The sequence below is a fragment of the Pyxidicoccus xibeiensis genome, assembly GCF_024198175.1.
GTDB lineage: Bacteria > Myxococcota > Myxococcia > Myxococcales > Myxococcaceae > Myxococcus > Myxococcus xibeiensis.
On record NZ_JAJVKV010000004.1, the window covers coordinates 983514 to 1002503 of the forward strand.

Annotated in this window: 14 protein-coding genes and 1 CRISPR repeat array; of the genes, 4 read left to right on the forward strand and 10 right to left on the reverse strand. The window is 68.2% G+C overall.

What is annotated here, in order from left to right; all coding sequences use genetic code 11:
• Nucleotides 1–176: 176 nt before the first annotated feature.
• Genes LXT23_RS21900 through LXT23_RS21910 form a run of 3 tightly spaced genes read left to right on the forward strand, consistent with a single transcriptional unit; the run spans nt 177 to nt 2699 of the window.
• The gene (locus LXT23_RS21900) at nt 177–854 is read left to right on the forward strand and encodes a hypothetical protein (protein WP_253982165.1); all 678 of its coding nucleotides are present in this window, start codon (nt 177–179) and stop codon (nt 852–854) included.
• A 40-nt stretch (nt 855–894) separates the two neighbouring features.
• Nucleotides 895–1962, forward strand: coding sequence for a serine hydrolase (locus LXT23_RS21905; RefSeq protein WP_253982166.1), 1068 nt, complete (start codon nt 895–897; stop codon nt 1960–1962).
• 38 nt (nt 1963–2000) lie between these two features.
• Nucleotides 2001–2699: a YqiA/YcfP family alpha/beta fold hydrolase gene (locus LXT23_RS21910; protein ID WP_253982167.1), complete on the forward strand. Its 699-nt coding sequence runs from the start codon at nt 2001–2003 to the stop codon at nt 2697–2699.
• A 103-nt stretch (nt 2700–2802) separates the two neighbouring features.
• Nucleotides 2803–5892: direct repeats of the CRISPR family, unit length 37 nt; unit sequence GTTTCAACCCACGCTCCTCGCGGTCACGAGGAGCGAC.
• A gap of 292 nt (nt 5893–6184) precedes the next feature.
• Here LXT23_RS21910 and cas7c read toward each other — a convergent pair.
• The 7 genes from cas7c to LXT23_RS21945 all read right to left on the reverse strand — a co-directional run bounded on the left by cas7c (nt 6185) and on the right by LXT23_RS21945 (nt 13895).
• The gene (gene cas7c, locus LXT23_RS21915) at nt 6185–7099 is read right to left on the reverse strand and encodes a type I-C CRISPR-associated protein Cas7/Csd2 (protein ID WP_253982168.1); all 915 of its coding nucleotides are present in this window, start codon (nt 7097–7099) and stop codon (nt 6185–6187) included.
• Nucleotides 7100–7140: 41 nt separating this feature from the next.
• Nucleotides 7141–8904, reverse strand: coding sequence for a type I-C CRISPR-associated protein Cas8c/Csd1 (gene cas8c / locus LXT23_RS21920; RefSeq protein ID WP_253982169.1), 1764 nt, complete (start codon nt 8902–8904; stop codon nt 7141–7143).
• Complete coding sequence (gene cas5c / locus LXT23_RS21925) at nt 8901–9569, reverse strand: type I-C CRISPR-associated protein Cas5c (RefSeq protein WP_256560965.1); 669 nt, start codon at nt 9567–9569, stop codon at nt 8901–8903. The genes cas8c and cas5c overlap by 4 nt, the downstream gene beginning before the upstream one ends.
• Before the next feature lie 19 nt (nt 9570–9588).
• Nucleotides 9589–11763 (reverse strand): CRISPR-associated endonuclease Cas3'', encoded by a 2175-nt coding sequence (locus LXT23_RS21930; RefSeq protein WP_253982355.1) that lies wholly within the window; start codon nt 11761–11763, stop codon nt 9589–9591.
• Nucleotides 11764–12092: 329 nt separating this feature from the next.
• Nucleotides 12093–12725, reverse strand: coding sequence for a hypothetical protein (locus LXT23_RS21935; protein ID WP_253982171.1), 633 nt, complete (start codon nt 12723–12725; stop codon nt 12093–12095).
• A 16-nt stretch (nt 12726–12741) separates the two neighbouring features.
• Nucleotides 12742–13149 carry a hypothetical protein gene (locus LXT23_RS21940; RefSeq protein ID WP_253982172.1) on the reverse strand — a complete coding sequence of 136 codons (408 nt, stop codon included), beginning with the start codon at nt 13147–13149 and terminating at the stop codon, nt 12742–12744.
• A gap of 65 nt (nt 13150–13214) precedes the next feature.
• A complete protein-coding gene (locus tag LXT23_RS21945) occupies nt 13215–13895 on the reverse strand; it encodes a hypothetical protein (RefSeq protein ID WP_253982173.1) in 681 nt (226 codons plus the stop codon).
• 288 nt (nt 13896–14183) lie between these two features.
• On the opposite strand from LXT23_RS21945, the gene LXT23_RS21950 reads away from it, so the two are divergent.
• Entirely contained in the window at nt 14184–14897 is a 714-nt protein-coding gene (locus LXT23_RS21950) for an esterase family protein (RefSeq protein ID WP_253982174.1), read from the forward strand.
• 22 nt (nt 14898–14919) lie between these two features.
• Here LXT23_RS21950 and LXT23_RS21955 read toward each other — a convergent pair whose 3' ends face one another.
• The 3 genes from LXT23_RS21955 to LXT23_RS21965 form a co-directional block, all read right to left on the reverse strand.
• The gene (locus LXT23_RS21955; RefSeq protein ID WP_253982175.1) at nt 14920–16326 is read right to left on the reverse strand and encodes an MATE family efflux transporter; all 1407 of its coding nucleotides are present in this window, start codon (nt 16324–16326) and stop codon (nt 14920–14922) included.
• 104 nt (nt 16327–16430) lie between these two features.
• A complete protein-coding gene (locus tag LXT23_RS21960; protein WP_253982176.1) occupies nt 16431–16808 on the reverse strand; it encodes a hypothetical protein in 378 nt (125 codons plus the stop codon).
• Entirely contained in the window at nt 16805–18931 is a 2127-nt protein-coding gene (locus LXT23_RS21965; protein ID WP_253982177.1) for a beta-propeller domain-containing protein, read from the reverse strand. Before LXT23_RS21965 ends, LXT23_RS21960 begins: the two co-directional genes overlap by 4 nt.
• Nucleotides 18932–18990 lie beyond the last annotated feature (59 nt).

Sequence of the window (18990 nt, forward strand, 5' to 3'; positions counted from 1 at the left end):
GAAAAAGTCTTTGCCCTACAAGGGATTGGAGGGGCTAGTGGCTGCCGTCCGGACGAGCCCAGGCCGTCCCGCCAGCCCTCCCATAGAGGGAGCTTCCCGGCAGGCCCCCAACTGTCCGTTCCGCGACACACGACTCACCTTCCCGTCCAGCAGGTCCAGTTCAGACGGGGATGACCATGAAAGTCATAGGACTGATTGCGGCCGTGGCGCTGCTCGGCGCCGGCTGCGCACACAACCAGAAGGAACAGGGAGAGACCGCGGCCACTCCGCCGCCATCGCAGGACACGAGCGTCGCGACACTCCCCGAAGCGCCTCCGCCCCAGGCCAGTGTGACCGCGGCGCCCGAGCTCATCTGTGAGCCCGTGGCCACCGGCGGTTCTGGACAGGGCGCCGTGTCGAGCGCGCCCGCGCAGCCCCTGAAGCAGGACTGCGAGGAGAAGGGCACCGGCGGCGCGGGCCTCCAGCAGCCCGCGACTCCACCGGAGTCCGCGGCGCCCGCCCCCGCCGCCCCGGACGAGGCGACCAGCGGCTCCGCCAGCCTCGGCGGCGCGGCGCAGTCGCAGCAACCCACGCCTCCGGCGCCATCGCCGCTGGGCGCCGCGAATGAGACCTCGGGCATCAGCAGCACGGCGCAGCAGCCTCCCACCGAGCCCTCCGCCGTGGACTCCCCGGCGGAGCCCCAGGGCACGAGCGTGGGCGCCGCGGCCCCCGCGCCGGAAGCGGCTCCTGCGAGCGAGGCACTCGACACCAGTGACGACGCCACGGGCATCGGCGGCGCGGGACAGCAGCCCGCGACTCCCGAGTCCCAGTTCGAGGATGAGAACACGGGCAGCGCCGGAGGCGGTGGGGGCTGAGCCTCGATAGGCCCTCAACTCGAGCGCGGAGACTCCCTGCGTGCGCGGCGGCATCGGAAGCGGGTGGCTGTCACTCCTGGTGACGCTGCTCGGGACGCTGGCCGGTGCCGCCACCCTCCCCTCCGAGCCGGCCCCGTGGCGCTCCGTCCTGCACGCGGGCGTCACGGCAGCCGCGCGTGACTTCGACGGGGAGCTCGCGCTCTACGTCCGCGACGTCGCGACAGGCGAGGAGTACGCCTACAACGCAAGCACTCCCATGTACCTCTCGTCGGCCATCAAGCTGGCCGTGATGCTGGAGGTGCTGCGCCAGATCGACGCGGGAGTGCTCACCCTCCAGACGCCCATCGTCTTCGAGCCCGACGACGTGCGCGACGGCATGGGCCCGCTCGCGCAGGTCCGTCCGGGCACGGCGCTGCCGGTGGAGACGCTCCTCGAGTACATGATGGTGCACAGCGACAACGCAGCAGCGGACCTGCTCATGGGCCACGTCCGCATGGACCGTGTGAATGCGCATCTGGCGCAGCGGGGCCTGCGCTTCGGCCCGCTCGTCACGCTCCTGGAGGACCGGCGCCGCGTCTACGGGAAGCTCGACCCGAGGGGCGCGGAGCTGACGCCCGCGCAGATTCGCGAGCTGGGCCGGCGCAACTCGCTGGGCGCGCGCGCCCGGTTCCTCTCCGAACTGCTGGGCCGCTCGCCCGCGTGGACGGGGCGCGAGCTCGACGCGGCCTTCCAGTCCTTCTACGACGAGGGCACCAACTCCACCTCCATGCACGAGGTGGGCAGGCTGCTCGAACAGGTGGCCCGCTGCGAGGGCCTCGGCCCGGCCTCCTGCAAGCGCGCGCATGATTTGATGCGCAGGTGCCACACGGGGCGCGCGCGGATTCTCGCGGGCCTCCCCTCCACCGCGCGCTGGGCCCACAAGACGGGCACGCAGCACCGGCGCGCCTGCGACGTGGGAATCCTCCAGCTCGCCGAGGGCCGCTCCCTCGTCGTGGCCGCGTGCACCCGGGGCTTCCTTCGCGTCTCGGACGCGGAGCAGCTCTTGGCCGGGCTCGGACGCACGCTGACGCGGGCCTTCAAGGACTTGGCGCCCCTGTCCACGCGGTAGGCGACACACGCCCGGCCGCCCTGGGTACAGTGCCCGGCATGAGCACGACACCGCCCGTTCCGACACCTACCGGCCTTCGCTGGCTGTACCTGCACGGCTTCGCCTCGGGCCCGGACTCCACGAAGGGCGTGGCCATGGCGCGGCACTACGCGGCCCAGGGCCTCCACGTGGAGCGCATCAACCTGCGCGTGCCCTCCATGGAGGAGCTGCGCCTGAGCGCCATGCTGGACACGGTGCGCGCCGCGCTCGGAGGCCCCGAGGACCGCGCCGTCCTCATCGGCTCCAGCCTGGGCGGCCTCGTCGCCTCGCGCGTGGCGGAGCAGGACGCCCGGGTGTGTGCGCTGGTGCTGCTGGCGCCGGCCTTCCGCGTGGTGGAGCAGCTCCACCGCCGCATGGGCGACGCGGGCTGGGCACACTGGGAGAAGGCGGGCTGGATTGAGACGGACGACTTCGCGGAGAAGCGCAAGGTGCGCATCCACTCGGGCTTCATCCCGGACGCGGAGGCGGTGGACGCGCGCACGGGCGGCTGGCCCGACGTGCGGGTCCCCACCCTCATCATCCACGGGCGCGCGGACGACACGTGTCTGCTCCGCTACTCCCACCAGTGGGCCGAGGGCCGACGCCATGTCCGCGTGGTGGAGGTGGACGACGGCCACGAGCTGACCGCCTCCCTGCCCCGCATCACCGCCGAGTCCGACGCCTTCCTCCGCCCCTGGGGAGTGGGCCCCAGGCCCTGAATCATCGTAGATTTGAGCGATAGAGCTGGGGCGTTTCGACCCGCGCTGTTCGCTGCCACGTGAGGCTATCGGCACGCCTGACGCTCCAGCAGGTCACCAAGACGTTTCAACCCACGCCCCTCGCGGTCACGCGGAGCGACTCACCCGCTCGCACGGAGGCATTGTGTCCAGGGTTTCAACCCACGCTCCTCTCGGCCAAGAGGAGCGACGCGTACGGCTGGTAGTTCTCCGGCACCAGGTGGCCGTTTCAACCCACGCTCCTCGCGGTCACGAGGAGCGACCCTACTTCGATTCTACGACCGAAGCGGCAGGCAGGGTTTCAACCCACGCTCCTCGCGGTCACGAGGAGCGACCACCGCCACGGCCTCCAGGACGAGGCCAAGGGAGTTTCAACCCACGCTCCTCGCGGTCACGAGGAGCGACCGGCCGTCTTCAACGTCTCGCGGAGCGCGTCGACGTTTCAACCCACGCTCCTTGCGGTCACGAGGAGCGACCGGCCCGCGGCGCTGGTGGGTGCCACACTGACGCCGTTTCAACCCACGCTCCTCGCGGTCACGAGGAGCGACTGACGACGAGTGCCATGCAGCTCGTCCGCGCCCAGTTTCAACCCACGCTCCTCGCGGTCACGAGGAGCGACCCGTGACAGCGACGTGACAGCGGAGGCCGGAAAAGTTTCAACCCACGCTCCTCGCGGTCACGAGGAGCGACCACGTCAGGTGACTGGATCTTCGAGGTCAACTGGTTTCAACCCACGCTCCTCGCGGTCACGAGGAGCGACCAGCAGGGACGCCGTGTTGGTGTCCGAGGTGGCGTTTCAACCCACGCTCCTCGCGGTCACGAGGAGCGACTGGACCAGGGCAACAACGGCTTCATGCGCAACACGTTTCAACCCACGCTCCTCGCGGTCACGAGGAGCGACTGGACCAGGGCAACAACGGCTTCATGCGCAACACGTTTCAACCCACGCTCCTCGCGGTCACGAGGAGCGACCCGCGTCGCTCACCAGGACGTGCACCGCGCCGCGTTGTTTCAACCCACACTCCTCGCGGTCACGAGGAGCGACGCGCTAAAGCTGCCGGGAGCTGGCCAATGACTCAGTGTTTCAACCCACGCTCCTCGCGGTCACGAGGAGCGACCGAGTGGGTGGCCGAGCTGATCGGCGACCCCTCCAGTTTTCAACCCACGCTCCTCGCGGTCACGAGGAGCGACTGTCGAACACCTACACGGGAGAGGCCGCCTTGACGTTTCAACCCACGCTCCTCGCGGTCACGAGGAGCGACGGCAACTACCGTCCGGGGGAGCGTCGCCGCTCTTGTTTCAACCCACGCTCCTCGCGGTCACGAGGAGCGACGTAGCCAGTGGCGCTGACTGCGGAAGACATCAAGTTTCAACCCACGCTCCTCGCGGTCACGAGGAGCGACGCACGCTGCGCCGTGCTCCAGGCCCTGCGCGTCAGGTTTCAACCCACGCTCCTCGCGGTCACGAGGAGCGACGTTCCGCATCAGCAAGGGGCTCGAGCAGGAAGCGTTTCAACCCACGCTCCTCGCGGTCACGAGGAGCGACTGCGTCTCGCACTGCGCCATGGCACACCCCCAGTTTCAACCCACGCTCCTCGCGGTCACGAGGAGCGACCACCATGCTACCTCCTCGTGTGAAAGGGAGTGCCGGTTTCAACCCACGCTCCTCGCGGTCACGAGGAGCGACTTCTGGCGGCCTGCCGGGCAGTACGTGGTCCCTCCAGTTTCAACCCACGCTCCTTGCGGTCACGAGGAGCGACTGGCACGCGGCCTCGGAGGTGGGACGGGCAGCGGCGGTTTCAACCCACGCTCCTCGCGGTCACGAGGAGCGACCCGGGACACCACGGTGAGCAGCGCCGTATTGACGTTTCAACCCACGCTCCTCGCGGTCACGAGGAGCGACTCGCTGGCGCCGACGCTCAAGGTCGTCCCGGCCCCGTTTCAACCCACGCTCCTCGCGGTCACGAGGAGCGACAAGCCCGCGCGGCTGCGGAGCTGAACGAGCCTGAGTTTCAACCCACGCTCCTCGCGGTCACGAGGAGCGACAGGCAGCCTCGCCCGTCTCGGTGTTCGACAACGTGTTTCAACCCACGCTCCTCGCGGTCACGAGGAGCGACTCCGCCACGGCGGGCAACCCTGGCCCGAGGGCGCGTTTCAACCCACGCTCCTCGCGGTCACGAGGAGCGACGTGGTGGGGCCGTCCTGGGTGTCCTGCACCTGGTTTCAACCCACGCTCCTCGCGGTCACGAGGAGCGACTGCACCGTCTCATACCTCGCAAGGGTGCGCGAATTGTTTCAACCCACCCTCCTCGCGGCCACGAGGAGCGACAGCTCCCCAGAGGGAGCTCACCCCTAACAACGTGTTTCAACCCACGCTCCTCGCGCTCACGAGGAGCGACACGGGCCCTTGTGGGGCACACGCGGTAGTCGTCGCGTTTCAACCCACGCTCCTCGCGGTCACGAGGAGCGATTCGACGACCTGACGGAGCACGGCGAGTTCAAGACGTTTCAACCCACGCTCCTCGCGGTCACGAGGAGCGACGTCATGGACGCGTCGCTGTACGGCTCCCCCACGTTTCAAGCCACGCTCCTCGCGGTCACGAGGAGCGACACAACTCACGTGCCTCGCGGCCCCACGAGTCCTCGTTTCAACCCACGCTCCTCGCGGTCAGGAGGAGCGACATGCCCTCCCCGTCGGCCACCGGCAGCGAGTACGAGTTTCAACCCACGCTCCTCGCGGTCACGAGGAGCGACTGTGCGCGACTTCTCGGAGGCCTTCCTCGTGAAGTTTCAACCCACGCTCCTCGCGATCACGAGGAGCGACCCTGCATCTCACCGGGGACCATGTCCCCGATGTCGTTTCAACCCACGCTCCTCGCGCTCACGAGGAGCGACTGTCGAAGGAGAACTTCGCCAAGCACTTCCAGTCGTTTCAACTCACGCTCCTCGCGATCACGAGGAGTGACGGCCATTCTCGCGGGCAGCGTGCTGGAGCACGAGTTTCAACCCACGCTCCTCGCGATCACGAGGAGCGACGCGTCGCCCATCCCCAGTGCGGGCGAGGTGGAGTTGTCAACCCACGCCCCTCGCGATCACGAGGAGCGACGCCGTGGCGCGTGAATGACGCCGAGGGCTTCCAGTTTCAACCCACGCTCCTCGCGCTCACGAGGAGCGACGCTGCACGGCCAACTTGCCGTTCTCGCAGAGGAAGCCGGCCACATTTCGCACACTGGCATCCGAAGCCATCAACAGTTCCCTGCAGACAAACCACTCACCAACTCCACCATCAGAAACTATTGGAGATTTCAAAGAACGCGACCGCACTGCGTCCATCACACCGGGAAGGGTTCGCGAGCACGGACACACAACCCAAACGGGCAGTCTAGATAGTGAGCGGCCCCCTGACGTCCAACGGAACACGGGGCCCATGGTGCGAGGACAGCGCCACCCAGGCCTCACGGTCCGTGCTCATCCGACCAGTTCCATCACCTCGATGCCTTGGGGCAGCCCGGCCGTCTCCACGTCGACCTTGTAGTCGGAGAAGTTCCGCACGGGCCTGCCGGGCTGGGTCCGCACCGTCCGGACCCTATCGAAGAGCGCATGTGCAGGCGCGTTGCCAAGCTCCGAGCCATGCTTGAAGACGAGGACCTTGCGCATGGACATCAGTCCGCGCGCGGCGCTGCGGTCCAACTCGAACATGTGCTCGAAGGACTTGAAGAGCAGTTCCAGGTCGGACGGGCCGAACCCCGTCTGCTTCGCCAGGTGCGGTGATACGAAACCATGAGCCCGGTAGAGGGCGTAGGGCACGGTGTTCTTCCGGCCCATGGTCCGGTTGTCACCGCCCTGCTTCTCCGCATCGCTCTCTGTCGTCACAGCCATACGGGTAATGGAGTGCTCCTGGGAGATAATGGGGTCCACCGAGCGCGCGAAGGTGAGCTGCACTGGCCCCCGTACCTGCCCCGCATTGGCGCCGGTGGACATCACGGCACCGAAGGTGCGGACATCGAAGAAGGTCTTGCACATCCATGCCCGCCCCTGTTCCACCTCCGAGCCCTGGGCCTTCCCCTTCGAGTCGCGCTTCTTCCCATCCCCTGCCTTGGCGGGCTTCTCGTCCAGATCGATGCCCAGGCCCTTGTAGGCCTCGGTGATGCGGGTGTTGAGGACGGCCTTCTCCTTCACGAAGATGTCGAACCCCGGCTTTCCCTCCTGCGTGAGGAGGATGAAGTTGCGCACCTTGCGCTTGAGACACACGTCGGTCACCAGCCCGTGGCTTGTCTCCGGGTCGATGCGCGGCAGGTTGCCGGCGTCGGGGTCTCCGTTCGGGTTGCCATCCTGGACGTCGAACAGCAGCACGAAGTCATAGCGATTCTTGAGCTCGGTCATGGCGTTCTCTCTCCGGAATCCGGTGAAGGGGATACGAGGCTTCAGTCAGGGGAAACGACGGAGGCGCCCGTGGAGGCGGCGTCCTCCGGAGCCGAGCGCTTCGTGAAGAACGCCTCGCGCTGGTGGTAGTAGCCCACCGCGAAGAGGCCCTGGTCTTCCAGACCGAGCACACGTGGGAAGCGCTCCGAGGGCAGCAGTGCCACCACCTCGCTCTTGGTCCGCTCCAACCACCTGCCGCTGTTCCCCAGCTTGGCGACGTGATGCACGGACAACTGGATCAGCCGGGGGAAGACCATGGCGGGATTGCGCGAGGCGGCACCGAAGTAGCGGTCACGAATGGTGGTGTTGAGGTCGCCCAGGGCCGCGCCCTGCAGGCGCTCCAGCACGGCGAAGAGACGGCCCAGGACGTACGGCGGCATCCGGTTGTTCTTGTCCAGTGACACGGTGACCTCCAGGGGAGCGGGCCCACTGCGGGGTAGGCGCGAAAGGGTGGCCTTGATGAGCGCGACGCGCAGGCGCAGTTGCTCGCGCTCGAAACGGTCATCGGCGGGCGGCAGCCGGAGCCGGTCCAGCGCCGCCGTCAGCAACTGGCGAGGAAAAGAATGTCCACGGAGCGCGGCACCCACCATGCGCGTGGCGAGGTCCGGTGAGAGTCCGCGCCCCGATGGGGCCTCCACGGCCTTGAGCAGGCGCCAGACGGGAATGGGGCCAAGGGGCGCGTTGCCGATGCGCAGGTCCTCGAAGTAACGCTGGATGTGGTGCTTCACGTCGCCGACCCGGGACTGGAACCAGTCGCGCACGGCAACACGGCCAGAGTTGCCCGCGAGCGTCACCGCGTAGAAGGCGCGGTCGTCCAGCTCACCAGGCTCCAGACCTCGGAGTGGCGACTCGAGGAACCGCTTGAGGTCCTCGTCTGTCGGGTCCATCCAGGAGAGGAGCAGGCTCTCCTGCTGGGGCGAGCTTCCCGTCCAGAACACCAGCACCGAGTCATCACCAAGCTGGATGCCCTGCCGGTAGCGACGCTGTTCCGACTTCCTGAGGAGGTCATTGAGCGCGAGCACGTAACCGAGCGCGACGTCCTGGGAGATGGGGGCGTTGTCTCCCTGCTTGAGCCCATGGGACTCGAAAGCGCCCGCGTTGAAGGACACCAGCGATGCGCCCGAGGACTGGGCTTGCGGCACGTTCTTGAGCTTCGGGTGCGTGCCAGCCACCGTGGAGACCTTCCCACTGACGAGGCAGACCGCCGTCTTCCCCAGGGCCGCCCGCGCACCGGCGCGCTGCTCCCACCAGGCGCGAATGCCTGAGAGCTGGTGGACCGGCGTCGTCGACTCCCCGACGACGAATGCGAGCATCTCCGAGCCCGTCCACTCCTCGGGTTCCCTGGCCGCGAGGGTGCGTCGGCGCGAGGAGGCGTTCTTGAGGAACGCCTCCACCGCACGGGCTTCCGGTATGTCGGCCTGGGCAGTGACTTCCTGCACCAGCGCCAGGAAGGCATCCAGCTTGGCCGCGCTCTTTCCAGTCGGCCGCGCCCATCCTTTCGGGGCGGTGGACTCCTCCTTGTCGTGGCCGAGGACGTACTTGGGATAATCCGCGAAGAAGCCCGCGGCGATGTTCGCCGAGCGCTGGGGAAGACGCGGAATGGACATGGGCTTGCCCTTGCCACCCTCTCCCACGGTGGATTCGAGCCCGATGAACCCTCCCTCGACATCGATGCGGATGAGGAAGTCCACTGGCTTGACCTCGTACAGCGGGTCATCCGCGAGCCCACGCTCACGCGCGAACGCGTTGAGCGCCGCGAGCATCATGGGCGCCTCCCATTGCGTTCAATGACCTGCTCCCACGGAGGTACCCGCAGCACGCCCCTCTCCAGGAACGCCTCGAAGAACAGCGGGCGCACCTCCTCGCCGGGCCCACCGAAGTCGAAGTCATAGAACATGAGCCCCAGGGGCCTACGCTCGATGGACTCATGGGGGCGCAACCCCTCCGTGGCAGCCTCTACGCGGGCCGCGAACTCCCTGCACCCCAGATAGGGAGCGTGGAAGCACTGCCCCTTCTCCAGCCGCCGCTCGAACATCTCCTCGAACTTGCGCAGGTTGTCCTCGGGCCCGGTCTTTTCCGGCACCAGGGTGAAGGAGGCGGTGATGACGTAGTCCACATCGCGCAGCGCCACCGTGTTGCGCTGGGCACGTTCTTTGTCTGCGTCCGCCGCGTAGTCGAACTTCCCCACCACCGCGCGGCTGTTCACCTCGTTGCGGCGGAAGCTCGTCCACTGCACAGGAGCGAGCGCGGCAATCTCGTGGACATGCCAGCGAATGGCTGGCTTCCAGAGGATGGCCTCCAGCAAGCCCCGGGCGGCGGAAGGCGTCATCACCTCGTAGCTGACGCGCTCCGCCTTCATCTCGGGTCTCGTGAAGCACGCCACGGGGCCGCTCGCGCGCACACAGAATCGCCTGCTTGCTGCTGGCTTCATCGGCACCTCCTGAAAGTCATCAGCCGGGGATGAGCGAACTCGGGTCGAGGAATCCCACCTGCTCCGGGAGCAGACCGAAGCGCGGGTGGTACGCAGGCCCATGCTCCGGCCCCAGGAACGCCACCGTGTCGGAGGCGAGTCGGGCCAGCTCGCGTGCCAGCCACTCCTCCCGGAGCTTGCGCGGCACCGTCACGGTGAAGCGCTGCAAGGAGCGCAGTCGCTCGCGAGAGGGCCCCATGCGACGCAGTTCCTCCAGGAGCGGCGCGCACCCCTCGAAGGGAACAACCAACGGTGCGCTCCAGCCATCCTCGACGAGCTGGAAGCGGGCCGCGACGTCCTCGAAGCAGAGCTTCGCACGCAGGGATTGAATGCCCTTTGCATCAAGGTCGCTGGTGGCATAGAGCCGCTCGAAGTAGAGGCGGAAGCTCTCCGGTGCGAACAGGTCCAGGTCGGGCCGTTGCTCCAGCAACCCACGGGTGATGTCCTGCGCCGTCCGGGGAACGCCCGGCGGCGGCCGCGTCTCAGCCTCGTAGACGCGCAGCTCGCCGAGCCCGTCGAGCCGCCCCTCCCGGTTGCAACGGCCGGCCGCCTGAGCGAGTGCGTCCAGCCCGCCCACCGCGCGGTAGACGACGGCGAAGTCCAGGTCCACGCCCGCCTCCACCAGCTGGGTCGCCACCAGTCGCACCGGCTCGCCGCGCCGCTTGCGCTCCTTGATGTCCGCGATGACCTTCGAGCGGTGCTTCGAACACATGAGCGCCGACAGGTGCAGCGTCCTCCCGTGCCCCAGCCGCGCGTCCACGAGCTCACAGAGCCTTCGCGCGTCATCCCGCCGGTGCACCACCGCGAGCACGTCCTCTTCCCGAGCCACCAGCTCCGCCAGCTCGGCGTAGGGTTGTGGCTCGCGGTTCGCCGGCCATCGGACCTTCACCCTGCGCAGGCGCTCGAACGCGCGCAGCTCCGCCGGAACGATTTCCCGCACTTCGGAGAACCCCTCCTCGAACCCCGGTCGCCGCCCCAAGGCGGGTTGCGTGGCGGTGCAGATGACCACAGAGCAACCGTAATCATCGACCAGCGCCTTGAGCCCATCCAGGATGGGTCCCAGGAGCGGAGGAGGCAGGGTCTGCGCCTCATCGAGCACGATGACGCTCCGGGCGATGCGGTGCAGCTTGCGGCACGCAGACGGACGGTTGGCGAAGAGAGTCTCCAGGAGCTGCACCGTGGTGGTGACGATGACCGGTGCATCCCAGTTCTCGCTGGCCACGCGGTTGAGCGGGGTCTCCCGCGAAGGATCCACCGCGGAGTGATGCTCCACGACCGCGTGCTCCAGTCCCTCGAAGGCATCACGGTAGACACCGGCGCTCTGCTCGATGATGGAGGTATAGGGAATGGCCACGATGACGCGCTGGAGTCCTTGGGTCCGCGCGTGTTCGAGCGCGAAGGCCATGGAGGTGAGCGTCTTGCCGCCTCCCGTCGGGACGGTGAGGCTGAAGACACCAGGGCGGCTGGAGGCCGCAGCCAGCGCGGAGGCGAGCACCTCCCGGCGGACGCGGTTGACCTCGGTGTCGGGAGCCCCGCTCTGTTTCTGGTCCAGGGAAGCCCGGAGACGACGCGAGAGCTGGTCGAGCGTCACCGGCACCACACGGGCCGCGCTTCGAGTCGTATCGAAGAACGCCTCGGTATCGAGGAAGTCGGCGTCGCAGAGGGCCGAGAAGAGCATGCGCGTCCAGAACTCGAGCTGGTGCGCAGTCAGGGACGTCTGGGCTCCGGGCTCCAGGCCGGGTGGCGCGTTCAACAGGTCCGTCGGGGAGCCATGACTCAACGCATCCTGGAGGAGTGCCGCCTTCTCCTTTTTGCCGACACGCTCCTTGAACTTGGCCAGGTCAGGCATGCCTGCGTGATGGCCGGCGATGGCGAGCGCGACAGGCAGCAGCCTGGAATCCTGGCGCAAGGCCCAGAGGGCCCCAGCTGTCGAGTGGTCTCGTTCAAGCGCCCCCTCCTTCTCAAGGTGGGCCTCGAAACCATTCTCTGTTCGGATTCTGTACTGGAAGTCACGTATGTACTTGCCGAGGTCATGCCACTGCCCCGCGGCGAGCAGCGGTGCGCAGAGGTCCTTGCGAGGCGCCAGAATCGCGGCCAGTCGACCCACCGCTTCGAGGTGGTCCCGGAGCAGGTGACCACGACCTTCATGAGTGATGTGCGCGAGAGGCTCCTCCGTGACGGCGCGGGCGGACGCGCGTGCCTCGGCAGGGCCCCCGCAGTCCTTCCCGACATCCTTCGTCATGCGTCCCCCAGACGCCTGCCTTCACGTTGGACTTCCCGCCAGCCCCTGTTCTGCCAACCGTTACATGTTGGAGCGGAATGCCTGGATACTGGAAGCCGCAGGGAAAGGAGAGCAAGCCCTTACCCTCTATCTCTGAAGAGATGGGTGCGCTCTACCCCCGGGGCGGTATGGACTTCAGCCCCGTACTCGGTTTCAGGTGTTCACTTCTGCAAAGCTCAAACAGCCGCGTTGCGCTCCATTGACTACTCGCTTCCCGCAAGTGCCTGGATGATGCCCTGCTCGTTGTAGACCGTTCCAATGGGATGAAACCCACTGCCACGGCTCACCGTGACGACCCTGCTGAAGCTGATGAACCCGTAAGCGGTGCACGCCTCCGGCGCCTCCAGGGAGAACACCAGCACATCACGCTCCCAGGTCGTTCCGGTTCCCTGGTTCACGAAATGCGTGGGGCGCCATGCGCCCGAGTGTCCTGGCCCTCCCTTCGCCCCGAGCAGGGAAAGCACTTCCACTTCCTTCGGGTCGACGAGGTCCACGGGAATCCTGCAACTCCGCTCCGTGCCGCCGCGCTCTCCCTCCAGCACCGAGAGGTGACCGATGAACCACCTGTCCCGGCCCTCGTCATCGGGCGCACTGAAGAAGACCGCGCAGTACCCGAGCGGGCGCTCGGCCCTGGAAGAAGCAGCGTGTTCCACCATGCGCTCGCATCCAGTCTCAACGAGCTCATCGACGTCACGGAACGGTCCCGCCGTAGGCCCCTCGTACCGGACAGCTCCATTCGGGTCGTCATGCACACGGATTCGCAGATCCGCTCCGGATGTCGCGCACCCTGACCCGCCTCCCAGCAGAAGCAGCGCTGCCAGCAACACGACTCGCATGGTTCCCTCGAGAAGCTCAGCGAACCCGAAGAATGCGGCCTCGCCCGTCAACAACGTACTCAGCCCCACCGTCGAGGATGGCTGTCTTCAGCCCACATCGCTCGATATCGGGAGAGAACGACACGTAGAAGAGACCATCCCCGTATGGCAGCACCAGCGCATCGTACGTCTCCCTTCGGGACAGGCATTCCTCCAGCGGCTGATAACCGTCCGTCCATTGCACCTTCCGCCCGGGTGGAAGGAAGTCCTTCATGGCGACATCCAGCGCGGCCACGGCAGGCCCCTTCAGGTCGATGGCCCCCTCGAATGACTCGGGCAGAGGCACCTTTTCGCTCTCGCTCGACGGAAGCCGCTCTGCCTTCTCGACCTTGTAGTACCCAAAAAGCGAGCAACCACCCATGGTGCTCCCAAGCAACACCACCACCAGGAGCCTCTGCGCGAAGAAGGCGCATTGATGACGCCTGGAACCCGACGTCCCCTGCCCCGCTGTCAACGCTGCCATCCTCGACCCTCGATTGGCTTGAACGTGCCCCACTTCCCCTCGGCTCTCCCAATCAGGAGCCAGCGCCCCTCACGCAGCGAGTACACACCCCGAGTGGCGTAGTTGTACTTGAACGAGCTGCACGTTGCGTCTGGCTCTCTGTAGAAGACAAACAACTCTCTTTCCCAGATTCGATTCGTTCCCGGGTCGAGGAAGCGTGAGACCCCGAACGGGGACCAACCCTCGTCCCTTTGCCTTGCCATGTCCTGCGGCGAGAACTCGCGGTTGTGCGGGTGGTTGTGCCCGGGGCCGAGGATGATGGTCCTCGTCTCGCCCTGTCCGCTGGCCACATGGTTGAGCGCGAGCGGTACTTCACAGGCCTTCACCCCATTGGCGTCTTCACGGCCGAAGTCCGACAGGTAGCTCAGGAAGTACGCCTTCTCCTCGACCGAGTAGTACCACAGCGCGCAGTACTCCTTCCCGAGCCTACCGCTCGAAGCTCCAGGCTGACGGGTCATCAACTCACATGCTTGCGCGGCCAGGTCTTCCGTTCCGGAGAACGGCCCTGCGGCCGGTCCATCGACCCGGAGCATCCCATTCGGCAGGCGCATGACCTTGATGAGTGGGTTGGGAGTTGCACACCCTGACTCCAGGCCTCCCGCCAACAGGGCCAGGAAGGCGACACCCATGCGGCCTGCCGGCATCTCGCCCCCCTTGAGCGTACCAACCCGCTCGGGCACGACGCCAAAGGCTAACAAGCCCGGACGACGGGAGTCCATTGCGCCCGGAGGACGACGACCACGAACTGACCGCCTCCCTGCCCCGCATCACCGCCGAGTCCGACGCCTTCCTCCGCCCGTGGGGGGCGGGCTCCAGGTCCTGACGGCGCCGGCGAGGTGTTCACTCTTGCGAACCCTCCGAGCAACCCTGTTGCACGCCCCTCCCCGTCTCTGACGCGGCGCGGTTAAGTTGCCGCCATGAACCGCGAATACCACCGCTGGTACAGCGAGCGCCTGCACCGGGACATGGAGCTGCTTCTCTTCGGCCACTCGGGTGAGCCGGTGCTGCTGCTGCCCACGAGCCGGGGCCGCTTCTACCAGGCCGAGGACTTCGGCCTCATCGGCGCCATCGCCGACCGCATCCAGTCCGGCCGGTACATCGTGGTGTGCCCCGACTCCGTCGACGAGGAGTCCTGGTTCAACAAGTCCGCCCACCCGCATGAGCGCGTCGTCCGCCACCAGCAGTGGGAGGACTACCTGCTGCACGAGGTCGTCCCGCTCCTCACCAGCCGGGCCACCGGCGGACGCCTCACCCTGGCCGGGTGCAGCTTCGGCGGCTTCCACTCCTACAACGTGGGCCTGCGCCACCCGCACGTCTTCCGCCGCCTCATCTCCATGGGCGGCAAGTTCGAGACGGACGAGTTCCTCGACGGCCACAACGACTCGGACGTGTACTTCCACTCGTGCACGCAGTGGCTGCCCAACCTCAATGATGCCGTGCAGCTGTCCGCCCTGCAGCGCGTGGAGATGGTGCTGGCCGTGGGCGAGCACGACTTCTGCCGCCCCTCCAACGAGCACCTCTCCAGCCTCATGTGGAAGAAGGGCATCGGCAACCACCTCGCCGTGTGGCAGGACGGCACCCACGACTGGCCCGTGTGGCGGCAGATGATTCAGCAGTACCTGCCCTGGTGAGGGCCGGGCCCGCGCCGGGCGCCTACGCCTCCAGCGGGCGCAGCGTCCCGGCGCTCAGGCGGTGGAAGCGCCACAGCAGCGCCACCGCCACGGCGACAAGGCCCGCGCACAGGCCCCACCAGATGCCCACCACGCCCAGGCCCAGCTTGAAGCCCAGGAGCAGCGTCAGCGGCAGGCCGATGGCGTAGTGGCCCACCATGTTGGCCAGGAAGGTGAAGCGCGTGTCCCCCGCGCCGCGCAGCACGCCCGCGCCCACCCCCTGCACGCCGTCGAACACCTGGAACACCGCGCTCACCATCAGCAGCGGCACCACCAGCGGCAGCACGTCCGCTGGCGCGCCCGCCAGCCTCGCGAGCGCCTCGGGGAAGAGCGCGAACACCAGCGCCCCCAGCGCCATGAAGGCCGCCCCGCCCGCGAAGGCCGTGAAGCCCGCCAGCCGCGCCCGGGGCGTGTCGTGGGCCCCCACCGCCCAGCCCACCCGCACGCTGCCCGCGTTGCCGATGCCCATGGCCACCGTGAAGGTGACGCTCGCGAAGGAGATGGCAATCTGGTGCGCGCCCACGCTCGCGGGCCCCAGGCCCCCCGCCAGCACGCCCGCGCCCGCGAACACGCCAATCTCCGCGGCGATGTGCAGGCCGATGGGCAGACCCAGCGCCGCCGCCTGCCTCAGGTCCGGCCACACCGGCATCCGCGTCGGCCGCGTCCCCGCGCCCTCCAGCCCCCGCTTGCGCACCGCCGCCAGCACGATGCCCAGCTGCAGCGCCGTGCACAGCGACGTGGCCAGCGCCGAGCCCGCCACGCCCATGGCCGGAATCACGTCACGCACCGGCCCGAAGTACGCCGGCAGCACCTGGCCGCCGAACACCAGCAGGATGTCCGCGCCCAGGTTCAGGACGTTGGCCGCCACCGTGGCCACCACCAGCGGCCGGGTGAAGGCCGTGGACTGGAGGTACGAGCGCATCGTCAGGAATGCCAGCATCAGCGGCAGGCTGGGCGCGCGCCATATCAGGTAGTCGGTCGCCCCAGCGACTTCCGCGGGGCCGATTCCCGCCAGCGGCAGCAGGGCCGGAGACAGCAGCAGCACGGCGGCCAGCACCAGGCCGGCGAACAGCGACATCCACCCGCCCTGCCACAGCAGCGCCCGCGCCCGCGCGAAGTTGCGCGCGCCAATCGCCTGGGACAGCAGCGGGTCGAAGCCCATCATCAGCCCCATGCCGAAGCCGCTGACGGCGAAGAACAGGCCGTTGCCCAAGCCCACCGACGCCAGTGCGGACGTCCCGGCCCGCCCCACCACCAGCGTGTCCACCAGGCCCATGAGCGCCTGCCCGCCCTGGGCAATGGCGATGGGCAGCGCCAGCCGGCTCAGCTCCCGGAGCTCCGTGCGGTAGGGCTTCTCGACCTGCTGGGGCGGCATGACGTCGGTGGACATGGGAGGCGCGCCTATAGCGCCTTCCCGTGCGGAATGCGCTCCCGACGAGTGACGCTCCGCCGCTCCCCGGGCTGACCGGGGAGGGCGGTTTCACACCCGTGACGCTAGTGCCCGCACGTCCACCCGATTGCCGGGCAGTTCCGGCAGAGCGGGCTGTCCGGAGAGGAGCCTCCCATGCAGGCCCCGCCGCAGTACTCGAGGATGCGCCCCGAGGACGCCTCCACGTAGTAGTACGGCCCGTCCGCCGCGGAGTCGCAGTCCACGCCCACCAGCCCGCCGCAGGTGGCCTGGACTTCACAGTCCCCGGGCAGCTCGCGCAGGTCCAGCGTGCGGCGGGCCCCCTCTGGAAGCCGGGGGTCCTCCGAGGCGGCCCGCTCCGTCTCGTAGGGCGTCGGCGCCTCCTCGCGTGAGCCGTGCGCGCCGCAGCCCACCACGCCCACGAAGAGCAGCGTGGCGGCCAGCCAGGGGAGGCTCCCCGTCATGGAGCCACCGGGGGCATGAAGAGCGAGGTGGCCACCGGCGTCTGCAGCGCATTCACGTGCGCCACGCGCAGGCCGCCGTCGGTGATGGCATAGACGAAGTCGTCCGCCATGACGCTGCGGCGCACCGAGGGCGTCCAGTACCAGCTCCAGTTGTGGTAGTTGAACGTCTGGTACACGTCCCTCATGGAGACGGCGCCCACCGGGGTGAAGCCGGTGGCGGTGTCCACGCGGAACACGCGCAGCTCGCTGCGGAAGCCGCTCCAGTAGTCGGTGGCGTTGTAGTTCCAGTCCGTGAAGGGCACCGCCAGCAGGCCCTTGGCCGGGAAGTAGTTGAAGGCCTTGTGCTCGTACAGGGCCTCGCTCCCGCTGCTGTTCGAGCCGAGGAGGTGGGTGAACGTCTCGCGCGGGTTGGCCAGGTCGCTCACGTCGAACATCGACAGCTTGAGGGCGCGGCTCTGCCAGGTGCCGGTGTCGTCCCGGTGCTCGCCCAGGGTGAGCAGGTGCGTGTCACCCACCGGGTGGATGTACGTGGAGAAGCCCGGAATCTTCAGCTCCCCCACCTTGCGCGGGTTCGCCGGGTCGCTCAGGTCGAAGGTGAAGAGCGGGTCCGTCTGCCGGAAGGTGACGACGTAGCCCTTCTTGCCCACGAAGCGCACGCTGAAGATGCGCTCGCCCTTCGCCAGGTCCTCGCTGCGGCCCAGCTCCACCAGCCGCCCGCCCTCCTCGCCCAGGGTGGACACGCGGCTGGTCGTCTCGGTGGTCGTCCACCGCGGGTCCCTGAGGTCCATGACCTGGGTGCTCACGGTGGTCGCCACCCGCAGCACGCCCTCGTGCTCGTCCATGGCGAACTGGTTGGAGAGGTGCCCCTCCACCGTGCCGCTGCCCACGTAGGCGGCGCGGCTCGGGTCTCGGATGTCGAACTTGTGCAGGTAGACGTGGTTCTTCTGCCCGAGCTCCTGATGCCACCACCAGTGGTTCGTCGCCAGGTAGAGCGACTCGGGGGAGGCGTACACCTCGCCCGGCGCCGTCACGATGCTGGTGCGGCTCGGGGGCGTGGCGCCCTCGCCCGCGTCCAGGTTCAGGGACAGCACCGTCACGAAGCCCAGCCCCGTGGGCGCGTTGGTGCGGTAGAAGTCCGAGCACCCGTACCCCAGCGACGTCACCTTCCCCGCCGCGTCCACGTGGCGGCCGGGCGACAGCCACTCGTCCAGCGACTGGCCGCGGATGAGCTTCTCGTTCTCACGGATGAGCGCGTCCACCGCCTCCGCCAGCTTGTCCTTGTCCTCGTACAGCTCGCGCGAGTACTCGGGGGAGAAGCGGATGCCCTCCGGCCAGCGGAACTGGTCGGACATCACCAGCCGCACCGCGCCCTCCACGCGCCGCGCGCTCAGGTAGCCGCCCGGCACGTACACCTGCTCCACCACGCGGGGCGCGGCCGAGTTGGCCACGTCCACCACCGTCACCTTCAGGGTGTCGCCGTACATGTAGCCGCAGCGGAACCCGGCACAGTCGATGGCGGGCATCGCGCCCCCGCCGATGCGGCCGCCCCACACCGAGGGCCGGCCGGGCCGCTCCTCGTACACCTGCGAGGTGATGACCAGCCGGTTGCGCTCCGCGTCCAGCAGCATCTCCCGCGGCCAGCCCTCGACTTCCAATGCGGCCGTCCGCGCCAGTTGCTCCGCCGGCCACGAGCGATGGATGTAGAGGCGGGGCCCGGACAACACGAAGATGCGCGTGCCGTCGTTCTGCACGAAGTCCGCCTCGTGCACGCCCTCCACCTGGTTGTTGGTGCCGGTGTGGTCGTTCGGGCCGCTGCTGCCGCCCCCGGCCGCGTCCTCCTGGGGCTCGGCCGTCGGCGGCGCGCCGTCCATCACCCCGCCGCCCCGCCCGGGGCCGCCGAACCAGCCATCGCCGGTGTCCTTGAGGGACTCCAGCGACACGCGCATCTGCCGCGTGGCGTTGTCCTCGATGTGCTGCTCGAGCGCCCCGCAGTGCTCGAAGGACTCCAGCCGGGCCGCCTGCTGCACCGGCTCGTTCGTCACCTCCGGAGTCTTCTCCGAGCCACCGCAGCCCGCCGCCGCCACCGCCAGCCCCAGCCACCCATAGCGTTTCCACTGCTGCATAGACCCTCCCTCGGAATCGTCAGCCCCACCGGCGGCGTCCGGGACGGATGACCCGGGCC